Source organism: Williamsia sp. M5A3_1d (assembly GCF_053345315.1).
In genome coordinates this window covers 411,468-424,267 of sequence record NZ_JBKEZX010000002.1, presented here as the reverse complement: position 1 = coordinate 424,267, position 12,800 = coordinate 411,468, and the positions used below count along the sequence as shown (strand labels likewise).

11 protein-coding genes are annotated in these 12,800 nt (G+C 67.8%); 8 read left to right on the top strand and 3 right to left on the bottom strand.

What is annotated here, in order from left to right:
• Nucleotides 1-7: 7 nt before the first annotated feature.
• Nucleotides 8-1,066, bottom strand: a complete 1,059-nt coding sequence (locus ACLBW1_RS09520; RefSeq protein ID WP_447811591.1) for a hypothetical protein — start codon at nucleotides 1,064-1,066, stop codon at nucleotides 8-10.
• Nucleotides 1,067-1,166: 100 nt separating this feature from the next.
• On the opposite strand from ACLBW1_RS09520, the gene ACLBW1_RS09515 reads away from it, so the two are divergent.
• The 8 genes from ACLBW1_RS09515 (at nucleotide 1,167) to ACLBW1_RS09480 (ending at nucleotide 10,087) form a co-directional block, all read left to right on the top strand.
• Nucleotides 1,167-1,568, top strand: a complete 402-nt coding sequence (locus tag ACLBW1_RS09515) for a winged helix-turn-helix transcriptional regulator (protein ID WP_447811590.1) — start codon at nucleotides 1,167-1,169, stop codon at nucleotides 1,566-1,568.
• A 143-nt stretch (nucleotides 1,569-1,711) separates the two neighbouring features.
• Nucleotides 1,712-2,275, top strand: coding sequence for a thioesterase family protein (locus tag ACLBW1_RS09510; protein WP_447811589.1), 564 nt, complete (start codon nucleotides 1,712-1,714; stop codon nucleotides 2,273-2,275).
• Complete coding sequence (locus ACLBW1_RS09505) at nucleotides 2,272-3,762, top strand: flavin-containing monooxygenase (protein WP_447811588.1); 1,491 nt, start codon at nucleotides 2,272-2,274, stop codon at nucleotides 3,760-3,762. Before ACLBW1_RS09510 ends, ACLBW1_RS09505 begins: the two co-directional genes overlap by 4 nt.
• Nucleotides 3,759-4,625, top strand: a complete 867-nt coding sequence (locus tag ACLBW1_RS09500; RefSeq protein ID WP_447811587.1) for a short-chain dehydrogenase/reductase — start codon at nucleotides 3,759-3,761, stop codon at nucleotides 4,623-4,625. Before ACLBW1_RS09505 ends, ACLBW1_RS09500 begins: the two co-directional genes overlap by 4 nt.
• On the top strand, nucleotides 4,622-6,376 hold the full coding sequence (locus ACLBW1_RS09495; protein ID WP_447811586.1) for an alpha/beta fold hydrolase: 1,755 nt from the start codon (nucleotides 4,622-4,624) through the stop codon (nucleotides 6,374-6,376). The genes ACLBW1_RS09500 and ACLBW1_RS09495 overlap by 4 nt, the downstream gene beginning before the upstream one ends.
• A complete protein-coding gene (locus ACLBW1_RS09490) occupies nucleotides 6,373-7,200 on the top strand; it encodes an SDR family NAD(P)-dependent oxidoreductase (protein WP_447811585.1) in 828 nt (275 codons plus the stop codon). The genes ACLBW1_RS09495 and ACLBW1_RS09490 overlap by 4 nt, the downstream gene beginning before the upstream one ends.
• A gap of 23 nt (nucleotides 7,201-7,223) precedes the next feature.
• Entirely contained in the window at nucleotides 7,224-8,375 is a 1,152-nt protein-coding gene (locus ACLBW1_RS09485) for a PucR family transcriptional regulator (protein ID WP_447811584.1), read from the top strand.
• 230 nt (nucleotides 8,376-8,605) lie between these two features.
• On the top strand, nucleotides 8,606-10,087 hold the full coding sequence (locus ACLBW1_RS09480; RefSeq protein WP_447811583.1) for a DUF222 domain-containing protein: 1,482 nt from the start codon (nucleotides 8,606-8,608) through the stop codon (nucleotides 10,085-10,087).
• A 39-nt stretch (nucleotides 10,088-10,126) separates the two neighbouring features.
• Here ACLBW1_RS09480 and ACLBW1_RS09475 read toward each other — a convergent pair whose 3' ends face one another.
• Nucleotides 10,127-10,234 carry an LPXTG cell wall anchor domain-containing protein gene (locus ACLBW1_RS09475; protein WP_447811582.1) on the bottom strand — a complete coding sequence of 36 codons (108 nt, stop codon included), beginning with the start codon at nucleotides 10,232-10,234 and terminating at the stop codon, nucleotides 10,127-10,129.
• Between the two features lie 250 nt (nucleotides 10,235-10,484).
• The gene (locus ACLBW1_RS09470; protein ID WP_447811581.1) at nucleotides 10,485-12,722 is read right to left on the bottom strand and encodes an NADP-dependent isocitrate dehydrogenase; all 2,238 of its coding nucleotides are present in this window, start codon (nucleotides 12,720-12,722) and stop codon (nucleotides 10,485-10,487) included.
• Nucleotides 12,723-12,800: the final 78 nt, after the last annotated feature.

Genomic DNA, 12,800 nt, shown 5'->3' with positions numbered 1-12,800 from the left:
ATGACCCTCAGTCGGCGTCGCGCCCGGCGGTCCTGCGCTCCTTGAGCAGCGTGAGCCCGCCGGCGACGACGATCCACACGATCAGCACAAGCCATCCCGACCACTGGTGTGCCCCGCCGAAGTAGCTGAGGTCGGTGATCGACCGGATGGCCGCGCCCGGCGGGAGGATCTCGGAGAACACGCGGGCGAAGCCCGGCAGCAGGTCGACGCCGATCGTCGCCCCGCTGGTCGAGTTGCCGATCGTGATCAGCAGGATGGTCGCGATCGGCACACCGACGGGCCCGAACCAGGCGGCGAGAGCCTTGGTCGCCAGAGCCGTTGCCGCCGACAGCAGGGCGAGGGTGACGGCCAAGGAGACGAAGTGGCCGGGGAGTGCGCCGAAGACGGGACCCGCGAGCACCGAGGCCAGCACGCCGACGACGCCGGAGAACACGGTGATGGTGAGGAGTCGGTGGCGCAGATGCATCTGGGCGGCGGCCATCATCAACATCTGCGCGAGCACGAACGACGCGAGCGTCACGCCGAACGCGACGTAGAAGCCGGCGGTGCCACGACTGTCGTAGCGCACCAACGGGTTCACGTCGTCGACGACGACCTGCTCACCGGTCGCACGGGCGTAGACGCCCACCAGACGCTGCACCGCGCCGACCGTCGACGGCCCGTTGGCGCCGGCGACCTCGAGGGTCAGGGTGGTGGGCGCCGTCTGCGAGACCACGGCGACGGCGTCGCGCCCGGCGACGAGGTCACGTCCGGCTGCGCGATCGCCGACGATCTGCACCTGCGCCGCGTCGCCGAGCGCCTCACTCAATCGACCGCCGAGATCTGCGCCCACGACCGCGACCGGGACCTGGTGGGGGGACGGGTCGCGCGACAGCCCGACGTACATCCCGATGAACGCGATCGCGATGAGCGCCGCGATCACCAGCGGTTGTAGCCACACGCGAACCGGCGGACGGGTTCGCTTCACCGCCGACGTCGGTGGTGTCTGCGGGGTGACGCCGCGATCGTCGGCCGCGTGACGTGGCCCGTGATCGGGCGCGGACACCGCTGATGTCGATTCGGACATGCCGACCCTCCGGTAAGGTAGTTGGAAATCCCAACTCAATGTAGAGGCACTTGGTTTGAAAGTCCAACTTTCTGACGCGTTGTCGGTGGCGCTCGACGCCGTGAGTGATCGGTGGTCGCTGCATGTCGTCCGGGTGCTCGCTCTCGGCGCGGTCCGCTTCACCGACATCGCGACCGCGACCGGCGCGCCCCGGGATGTCCTCACCACACGTCTCCGGAAGCTGGTCGAGGAGGGGATCGTCGAACGCCGCCCCTATCGGGAGGGCTCCAAGCGCGACGGGTACTTCCTCACCGCCAAAGGGCGCGACCTCGCGAGGGTCCTGCTGGTGCTCAAGACCTGGGGCGACACCCACAGTCCGCCCGACACGCAGCGGCGGGAGTTCCGCCACACCACCTGCGGCGAGAGGTTCGAGGCACTCATCGTGTGTGCGCACTGTCGTGAGCTCGTGAGCGAGGGAACCCTGCTCGACGTCACCGACGACGGGGCCCCGGACCGCCGCTGACGCACGACACCGAACCCGCCTCGGTGTGCGCCGTGCACATCGATACCGCACCGATGGTGTCGTTGCGTCCCTGTCACGTCGCCCGTCGGTGCATCACGATGAATCGGGCCCGGACGTGGGCAAGGGACATGGTGGGAGTGGACATGCTGATGACCGTGCGGTGGATCCTCGCGATGAAGCCGTTGCGCGCGAGCGGGACCGCCCCGGTCGGTGCCTCACTCGAGGCGCCGTTCCGCGTGCTGCCGTCCGACCTGGACATGCTCATGCACATGACGAACGGTCGGTACCTGTCGATACTCGACGCCGCCCGCATCGCCTACATGTCGGACACGGGGTTGTGGCGCGCCCTGCGCGCCCGACGCTGGCACCCGGTCGTCGTCGCGCAGACCATCACCTACCGCAAGCCTCTGACCTTGGCGACGCGCTACGAGGTGCGCACCACCATGATCGGCGTCGACGCCCGTAACGCCTACTACGAGCAGGAGTTCCACGTGGGCGAGGTGACCCACGCGATCGCTGTGGTCGCGGTGCGCTACCTCGACCGCGCGGGCGCATCGATCCTGCCCGAGCAGCTCCTCGCCCTCGACGTCGATGTCGCGCTGCCGCAATCACTCCCGGACTGGGTGAGCGAGTGGTCGGAGGCGGCCAGAACGCACTCCGGGGCCGAGCGATCCCTCACCGATTCCGCGAGAGGAACCCACGCATGACACCCACCACCACCCACGGCGGCGACCACCACGTCCTCGCCGTCATCGGATCGGGATTCGCCGGCGTCGGCGCCGCGATCCGACTGGCCCACCATCACCAGGGCAGCGTCGTGATCTTCGAGCGCGCCGCATCGCTCGGCGGCGTGTGGCGCGACAACACCTACCCGGGCGCCGCCTGCGATGTGCAGAGCGTCCTCTACTCCTTCTCGTTCGCCCCGAGTGCGGAGTGGCGCAACATCTTCGCTCGCCAGTCCGAGATCCGCGCCTATCTCGAGCGAGTCGCCCGCGACCAGGGCTTGATGCCCAGACTTCGGACGCGGTGCGCGGTGACATCGGTGAACTGGGACCCCGCCCGGTCGCGGTGGGTCCTCGAGACCGAACGCGGGATCTCCACCGCCGACCACGTGGTTCTCGCGACCGGTGCGCTGGCCGACCCCGTCATCCCCGACATCGCCGACCTCGATGTGTTCGAGGGACCGGTGTTCCACTCCGCGCAGTGGGACCACTCGCTGGACCTGACGAACCTCCGTGTCGCGGTGGTGGGTACCGGGGCCTCGGCCATCCAGTTCGTCCCGCAGATCCAGCCGGTGGTGTCGTCGCTCACGCTGTTCCAGCGCACCGCGCCCTGGGTGATGCCCCGCCACGACGCGCCCATCTCGCGGCGCACACGAACCGCGACCCGGCTCATCCCCGGCGTGCAGAAACTCCGTCGCGCCAAGGTGTTCGCGATCCGGGAGCTGAAGCTGGCTGCCTTCCGGTACCCCAAGCTGATGGCGATCGGCGAGAAGGAGGCGCGCGCACACCTCGCGCACGCGGTGACCGACCCCGAGCTGCGGGCGAAGCTGACACCGGACTATCGGATGGGGTGCAAGCGGATCCTCATCTCCGACAACTACTATCCGGCGCTCGCCCAGGGCAATGTCGACGTGCGCACCGCCGGGATCTCGCGCGCGACCCCCCGCGGGCTGGTCGACACCGACGGCGTGGAGCACGAGGTCGACGTCATCATCTTCGGCACCGGCTTCGACACCAGCCGCCTCCCGCTGACCGACGAGATCACCGGCCCCGAGGGCTACACGCTGTCCGAGCACTGGGGTGAGAGCCAGCGCGCCCACATGGGGACGTCGGTGGCGGGGTTTCCGAACCTCTACCTGATGCACGGACCCAACATCGGGCTGGGCCACACCTCGGTGATCATGATGCTCGAGTCGCAGCTGCGCTACATCGACGCCGCGATGACCCTGCGCAGCAGGCGGAACGCCGCGACCGTCGAACCGACGGAGAGCGCACAGTCGGCGTTCGTCCGAGATGTCGATGAACTCACCGACGGCACCGTGTGGACCAGCGGCGGCTGCTCGAGCTGGTACCTCGACGCCACCGGCCGCAACAGCAACCTGTGGCCCGCGAGCATCGTCGGATATCGCCGGCGTGCAACGGCTTTCCGTGACTCAGACCATCTCACCCGAACAGCAGGAGGACACTCGTGAGCCGCAGGATCTCGGTCGGGGGAAAGGTCGTCGTCATCACCGGCGGCGCGTCGGGCATCGGTGCCGCGACGGCGCGACTGCTGGCGTCGAAGGGCGCCCATGTGGCGATCCTCGACCGTTCCGACGCCGCGGCGAGCGCGGCCGGCGCCCTGCCGCGTGCGAAGGGCAACCGACACATCGGACTCCGCACCGACGTCACCGACAGTGCATCGGTCACCGCCGCGGTCGCGGCGGTGGTGGACGAGTACGGGTGCATCGATGTCGTCATCGCCAATGCCGGTGTGGCGGAGGCGGGAACGGTCGCGGTCACCCCGATAGACGCTCTCGTCCGTACCGTGGAGGTCAACCTCATCGGTGTGATGCGGACGGTGCACGCGGCGTTGCCCCACGTGATCGCCCAGCGCGGCCACATCCTGCTGGTGTCGTCGGCAGCAGCCCTGAAGAACGTCCCCGGCGGATCGGCGTACGCGGCATCGAAGGCCGGCGTCGAGTGGTTCGGGGGATCGCTGCGACTCGAGGTCGCGCACAAGGGTGTGTCGGTCGGGGTCGCCCACCCCGCGTGGATCCGCACCCCGATGTACGAGGCGCAGGACAAGATCGACGCCGTGCGTGAGGGGATCCAGCGTCTGCCATGGCCGTTCAGTGTCGTGACCGACGTCGACGACTGCGCTGCGGCGTTCGTGACGGGCATCGAGAAGCGGAGCCGCAAGGTCTATGTGCCGGCCGCGCTGGCCGCCGTCGACAAGGTGCGCGGTGTGTTCACCGGGCGGCTCTGGGACATCGGCGTGGGCCTGCGGGCATCGTCGACCGTGCCCGCTCTCGAACGCGAGATGTCGGCCCTGCGCGCAACAGAATCGGCATGACCGGTCGAGACGTCGTGCTGCTGCACGGTCTGGGTGGGTCGCCGGCGACGTGGACGCGGGTCGAGGAGCTTCTCGGCGGCACCGTCCGCACTCTCGTCCCGCACCTGGTGGGTGGCGCCTCGATCCCCGACGACGCGTTGACCGTCGCCCGACTTCTCCGCGAGAGTGGCGCCGTACCGGCCACGATCGTCGGACACTCACGTGGTGGTCTGGTCGCCACGGCGCTGGCCGAGCAGTTCCCGTCGCTCGTCGAGCGGCTGATCCTGGTCGCCACCCCGCCCACCGTCGCGAGCCGTCTGACCGCGAGCAGTGGCTCCGAACGCATTCTGCGCGTTCCGCTCCTGGGGCGTGCGATCTGGTCGGCGCTCCCCGCGTCATCGTTACGTCGCGGCCTGGGAACGGCTTTCGCCCCGAGTCGGCGGGTTCCGCAGTTCGCGGTCGACGATCTCGCCGCGCGGACCCTGAAGGAGTTCGTCGACGAGAGCAACGCCATCGATCTCTACCTCGACGAGGCGACCCTGGGCGACCGGCTGTCGGCGGTGTCGTGCCCGGTCGACGTGGTCTACGGACTCGCCGACCATCGGGTCGAACCGGGTGCGATGGCGCTGTCGGCGTCGGGTCCCGGGCGCCACGCGTTTCCGCTGGCGCACGAGGGTCACGGTGCGCCGTGGTCGTCGGCCGGGGTGGTCGCGGCCGTCATCTCATGCGCGGCGACGCCGGGTGTACCGCTCGGCGCTCCGGAACGACCGACGCCGCAGGTGCGGCCCCGGCGCTGGAACCCGCCGCCGTACCCCGAACGCGCGAGTCGCACCGAGAGCGCCGCACCGATGGGTGACCTGCGGCGCGTCGAGCTGCCCGGTGTGGGCCCCGAGGACGTCCGGCTCGACTCGCAGGGGCGAGTGCTGACCGGTGTCGACAGCGGCGACATCCTCCGGGTGACCCTGCACGACGATGCCCCCGCGACCGTCGAGACGGTGGCGAACACCGGCGGTCGGCCGCTGGGCATCGCGGTGGTCGACGATGACACCCTGCTCGTGTGCGACTGCGAGCGCGGACTGCTGCAGGTCGATGTCCACGGTGGCGAGGTGACGGTGCTGGTGGACGCGGTCGACGGGGAGCCGCTGAACTTCGCCTCCAACGTGGTCCGGGTCCCGTCGGGTCGGATCTACTTCACCGCCTCGACCCGTCGTTTCGGCCTGGAGGACTATCTGGCCGATTTGCTCGAACACTCGAGTACTGGGCGCCTTCTGGTGCGTGACACCGACGGCACGGTCCGCACCCTGGTCGACGGACTCGACTTCGCGAACGGTCTGGTGGTCGACGACGACGAGCAGTGGATCGCCGTGGCCGAGACCGGTAGCTACCGTCTCGGTCGCCACAGTGGAGGCGGCGGAGCGGTCATCGAGAACCTCCCGGGTTTCCCGGACAACATCTCTGCCGACGGCGACCTCACCTGGATCTCGATCGCCAACCCGCGCGATCGGCGTCTCGACCTGCTGGCCACGCTGCCGGGGTTCTTCCGTCGGCTCGTCTACAGCCTGCCCGAGGGTCTGCGGGCCGGGGTGGAGACCACCTGGGTGATGGCCGTCGACCGCGATGGACGCGTGGTGTACGACCTGCAGTCGTCGACCGCGGACTACGCGATGGTGACGTCTGTGGTGCGCCAGGGCACGCGCCTCATCCTCGGGAGTCTCACCGAGTCGGCACTGGGCGTCATCGAGCTACCGGATCGACCAGAGGAGTTCTCGTGAGCAGACATTCGGTCGCCGGACAGGTGGTCGTGATCACCGGTGGCGCAGGCGGTCTGGGTGTGGCGGCCGCACGTGGCCTCGCGTCGCGTGGGGCCGTGGTGGCGTTGCTCGACCGCGACGCCGACGCCCTCGAACGGGCTGCCGCGAGCATCGGCGGCAAGGTCAGCACCCATGTCCTCGACGTGACCGACCCGCAGGCGTGCGCGCGCGTGATCGCCGAGGTGGTCGACGAGCACGGTCGGATCGATGTGCTGTGGGCGAATGCCGGGGTGTCGGTGTTCGGTCCGGTCGACTCTCTCGCCGACGGCGAGTGGCAGCGGGTGATCGACGTCAATCTGATCGGCGCACACAACATCGTGCGTGCCGGCCTGCGCCCCATCCTCGAGACCCGCGGCTACATCGCGATGACGTGCTCGTGGGCCTCGTTCGCCCACCAGCCCGCGCACAGCGCCTACGCCGCCGCGAAGGCCGGACTCGAGGCGTTCGCGGACTCGCTACGACTGGAGTTGTCGGGTACCGGGGTGTCGGTGGGGTCGTTCCATCCGGGATGGATCGACACGGCCATGGTGACGGGGAAACTCGAGACCCAACCGGCTTTCGCCGCTCTCCTCGAGGCGCTCCCGGGTCCGTTCGGCGCCGTCAGCACGGTCGACGCGATCACCCCGCACCTGGTCTCCGCGATCGAGCGGCGCGCGTCCCGCATGATCTACCCTCGTGTCGGATGGGCGTTGCTCCTCGGGCGCGCTGCGCTCCAGACGTCGGTGTTCACCCGTCGCAGCAGGGCGGTCGCACCGGAGATCAGACGGCTGCACGCACGCAGATGACGGAACGGTCGAGGGTGACACGGATGGACGTCGACACATCGGATATCCGGGAACGCGAGGCCGCCGCGCGCATCGCCTCCCTCATCGACGACGCCGAGGTCGAGATCGACGGGATGGCGGCGGAGCTGACCGCGCTCTATCGCGAACGGATCCCGGTGTACGACCTCATCGCTCGCGACGAGATCGAACGGAACACCCGCGCTGTGCTCGAGATGGTCCTGCGGCAGGTGCGCAGCGATTCGCCTCAGATCAACACCGTCGAGCTGACCGAACTCGCTCGTCTGTGGTCGACCCAGCAGATCCCGCTCGAGCTCGTCGCGCACAGCATCCAGGTGGGAGCGCGACTGCTCGCCAAGGTGATCCGCGAACGTGCCACTGCCCGCGGGATGGCTCCGGAGGTGATCGACGATCTCCAGGACATGATGTGGCACTGGGCGACATCGTATTCCGCGGTCATCAACGCCGTCCTGCAGGAGGACGCGGTCTCCCTCGCCGCGCGTCGCAGTACATTTCTTCGGCGCCTTCTCGAGGGTGAGTACGCGGCGGCGTCGCTGCCGGCCCGCCTGGCCGAACACGGTGTCCGGCCCGATGTGCACTACTCCGTCGCCTGCGCCGAGCACGACGATCCACGGTTCGGCTCCGATGTCCGTGCAACGGTGCGACTTCGGTGTGCTGCGCGGGACATCCCCGTCGTCGATGCGGTGGTCGACTCCCACTATGTCGCCCTCCTGCCGGATGTTCCCGACGACCTTGTCGTCGACGCGCTCGTCGCGGTCGGACCGCCGGAGGTCCCGGCGAACGCCGGCTCGTCCTACCGGCGCGCTCGACACACCCTCGACATAGCAGCACGTTTCGGCCGTACCGGGATCGTGGAACTCGCCGACCTCGGTGCGTTGCCGTTGCTCGCGGTCGACGACGACACCGCCCGCCACCTCGCCGACGTGCACCTCGCGCCGCTGCGTGCCCGGGGAGCGGCAGGTGCCGAGATACTCGACACCGTCGCGGCGTTCCTGCGCAACAACCGGCGTGTCGACGACACGGCCACGGCACTCTTCCTGCACCGCAACACCGTTCGCAACCGTGTGAGCCGCTTCAGCGACATCACCGGCCTCGATCTCGACCGCACCGACGACCTGGTCCTCACCTGGTGGCTACTCGGCCGCCAACCAGGCTGACTGCGCTGACTGTGTGGAAACGCCGTCGAGTGTGCTCACCACACGACGTGACCCGACGACGAGACAACGCACACTCGGCGACCGGCTTCCGCACCGTCAGCGGCAGTAGAACGCAACCAGACAAGCGAAATACACCAGCGTTCAACAACATTCACTGAATTCAACCTCACATCCCTCGAACATCCGTGCTAGGATAGATGTACAGAACCACCTGGGGAGGGGGCAGACCGATGAACGACATCCAATCGGATTACGCTGCCCTGGAACAGATCGTGGACAGAATCCTTTCCGCCGACTCCTCCTCGTGCACCGAGGAGGAGGTCGCGGATCTTGCCATCCGCCACGAGCGCATCGCCCGCAAACTCGAGGCCGTCGGCAATCGCCGGATCCTCGAGGTCTCTGACCGCGACGCCCACCGCGCCGTGGGATGTGTGAACCTGACCGAGTTCCTGCGGACGACACTGCGCGTGACGCAACCGAAGAAGCGTCTGAAAGAAGTGCAGGCGCTGGAGTCGTTGCACGCGATGACCGGAGAGAAGCTGCCACCGGTGTGCCCGAACACGGCACGGGAGTTGGCCGCTGGTGCGATCGGACCCGACCACGTCCACGCCGTGTTGGACGTGCTGGCCAAGATCCCGACCGCGGTCGAAACTGAGCACCGGGAATTTGCAGAGAAGACCCTCGCCGAGTTCGCGACCACACTCACACCGAAAGAGATCGCCGCGGCCGGGGTACGCATCCTCGCGCATCTCGATCCCGACGGCCGGTTGACCGATGATCGTGACCGAGCCCGGAACCGTAAGCTGAACCTCGGCTGCCAGGACTCGCAGCTCATGTCGAAACTCACTGCCACCCTGGATCCGGTCACCCGCGCGCTGTTCGATGTGGTGCTCGCGAAGTGGGCAGCACCGGGCATGAACAATCCCGACGACGAGCAATCCCCGAAAGGCGATCACGGCGACGCCGACCCCGCACTCCTCCGAGAAGCGGCGGACCGGGATTGCCGCTCGCAGAGCCAACGCAACCACGACGCCCTCAAAGCTCTGTTGGAGGCCGCGGTCAACGGTGGACTGCTCGGCAACTCGCACCGTGGGCTACCGCCACAGATCATCGTCTCCATCACCGACGCCCAACTGCGCGAACACGCCGGCGTCGCGCACACCGCCACCGGCAGCGACCTCCCGATGACCGACGTGGTCAAGCTCGCCGCCGGCGCCCAGACGCATCTCGCGGTGTTCAGCGACGTCACCAACGAGCCCTTGTTCTTCGGGCGCACCCGCCGCCTTGCGTCACAGGCACAGCGGTTGATGGCTTTCGCGCAGTACCGCGGCTGCAGCAAAGGCGACTGCGGTGTCCCGTTCGCGCACACCGAGATGCATCACGCCGAAACGGATTGGGCTGAGGGCGGACTCACCGACTCCACCCACATGGCGCCCGCGTGCGGACCGCACAACCGGGCCGTCGGGATCGAACCGCATCAATGGGTCACCGAGAAGATCGCCGATGGTCCCGACAAGGGCCAATACGGCTGGCGCCGCAACACCGACCCACCCGACAAACTCCGCGCCAACCACCTGCACCGCATCGACGAACTCCTCCGACGCCACCTCACCGACGGCGGAGAAGAGTCATGCGTCGAATCGCCACACCCGGTGCAGCGCGCCTTCGACATCACCTGGCCACAGGACTGCGTCTTCGATGACGCAGCGTGAGTCACCAACGCAACCCGCTGAGTGATCCCGCTGGCTGGTTCAGTGTTGATCGCGTCGGCGCCTGACGACCACGAGGGCGCTGCCCACCAGGGCACCCAGCCCCGCGAAGAGGAAGAGCGCGACCCAGGGACTGTTCTCCACCTCCATGTCCTCACCCTCCACCGGCTGCGGCGCCGACGTCCGAGGAGGAGCAGTCGCGTTCGATGATGGAGCACCCGATGGGGTGACCACCGCGGTGACAGGGATCCGACCGGGCGGTACATCGACAACGTCTCTGGTGTTGGCCGATGCGTGTGGCGACGCCAAGACCCCGACGGCGACGATCGTGACGCCGGCCAACAGTCGCAGCGTCGCGACACGACATCGCCGCACGGTCAGGATCCGCGCCGTGCGCCGGTCACTCGCGCGCGGACTCCAGCGCCGAGTTGAACGTCGAACTCGGGCGCATCACCTCGGCGGTCTTGTCCCAGTCGGGGTAGTAGTAGCCGCCGATGTCGACCTTGTCTCCCTGGACCTTCGCCAGTTCCTCGACGATGGTGTCCTCGTTGCTCGACAACCTCTCCGCCAGTTCACCGAAATGCTTCGCAAGGCCCTCGTCCTCGGTCTGTGCCGCGAGCTCCTGCGCCCAGTAGAGCGCGAGGTAGAAGTGGCTACCGCGGTTGTCGAGCTCGCCGGTCTTGCGTGACGGACCCTTGTCGTCCTCGAGGAGGCGACCGGTCGCGGAGTCCAATGCCTTGCCCAGCAGGGTCGCTCGCTTGTCGCCGGTCTTCTTGCCCAGGTCCTCCAGGCTGACCGCCAGCGCAAGGTACTCACCGAGCGAGTCCCACCGCAGGTGGTTCTCCTCGAGCAGCTGCTTGACGTGCTTGGGGGCCGAACCGCCGGCGCCGGTCTCGTACAACCCGCCGCCCGCCATCAGCGGCACGATCGACAGCATCTTCGCGCTGGTGCCCAACTCGAGGATCGGGAACAGGTCGGTCAGGTAGTCGCGCAGGATGTTGCCGGTCGCCGAGATGGTGTCGAGCCCGCGGATCAGGCGCTCCATCGTGTACCGGATGGCGCGGACCTGCGACATGATCTGGATGTCGAGGCCGTCGGTGTCCTCGTCCTTGAGGTACGTCCGCACCTTGGTGATCAGCTCGTTCTCGTGCGGGCGGTACGGGTCGAGCCAGAACACAACCGGCATCCCCGAGTCGCGGGCACGCGTGACGGCCAGCTTCACCCAGTCACGGATCGGTGCGTCCTTCACGATGCACAGCCGCCAGATGTCGCCCTCCTCGACGTTCTGGGTCAGCAGCACCTCACCCGTCGCGTTGTCGACGATGTCGGCGACACCGGCCGCGGGGACCTCGAAGGTCTTGTCGTGCGAGCCGTACTCCTCGGCCTTCTGCGCCATCAGTCCGACGTTGGGGACGGTGCCCATGGTGGTGGGATCGAACTGCCCGTTGGTCTTACAGAAGTTGACCATCTCCTGATAGATCCGGGAGAACGTCGATTCGGGGTTGACGGCCTTGGTGTCCTTCTGGCGGCCGTCGGCGCCGTACATCTTGCCGCCGGAGCGGATCATCGCCGGCATCGACGCATCGACGATGACGTCGCTGGGGGAGTGGAAGTTCGTGATGCCGCGCGCGGAGTCGACCATGGCCAACTCGGGCCGGTGCTCGTGGCACTTGTGCAGGTCGTCGACGATCTCCTCGCGCTTGGTCGCGGGCAGCGAGTCGATCTTGCTGTAGAGATCGGACAGGCCGTTGTTGACGTTGACGCCGAGCTCGTCGAACAGCTCGCCGTGCTTGGCGAACGCCTCCTTGTAGAACACGCGGACCGCGTGGCCGAACACGATGGGATGCGACACCCGCATCATCGTCGCCTTCACGTGCAGCGAGAACATGACGCCGGTCTCGTAGGCGTCCTGCATCTGCTCCTCGTAGAACTCGATGAGCGCCTTCTTCGACATGTACATGCTGTCGATGACGTCGCCGTCGGTGAGCGACACCTTCGGCTTGAGCACATGGGTCTCGCCGTCGGCGGTGGTGAGCTCCATGCGGACCTCGCGGTCGCCGTCGACGGTCATCGACTTCTCGCCGTGGTAGAAGTCGCCCTCCTCCATGTGCGCGACGTGGGTGCGCGACGCCATCGACCACTTGCCCATGCTGTGGGGATGCTTGCGGGCGTACTCCTTGACCGCCTTGGGTGCGCGACGGTCGGAGTTGCCCTCGCGCAGAACGGGGTTCACCGCGCTGCCGAGACACTTCGTGTACTTGTCGCGGATCGCGGCTTCCTCGTCGTTCTTGGGGTTGCCGGGGTACTCGGGCAGGTCGTAGCCCTTGTCCTGCAGCTCCTTGATCGCTGCGCGCAGCTGGGGGACCGAGGCGCTGATGTTGGGGAGCTTGATGATGTTGGTCTCGGGCAACTGCGTCAGCCGACCCAACTCGCCGAGGTTGTCGGGCACCCGCTGATCCTCGGGCAGGGTGTCGCTGAACTCGGCGAGGATCCGACTCGCCACGGAGATGTCGCTCGAGGTGACCGTGATGTCGGCCGCGTCGGCGAAGGCGCGCACCACAGGCAGGAATGCGTGTGTCGCCAGCATGGGCGCCTCGTCGGTGAGCGTGTAGATGATGGTCGGCTGCTTCGCGTTCATGTATCGCCTTCGCCTCGTAGTACGTGGACTGTTCCGGGGGTCTGCCCGTGTCCGCCTACACCAGTATCACGGACGGGC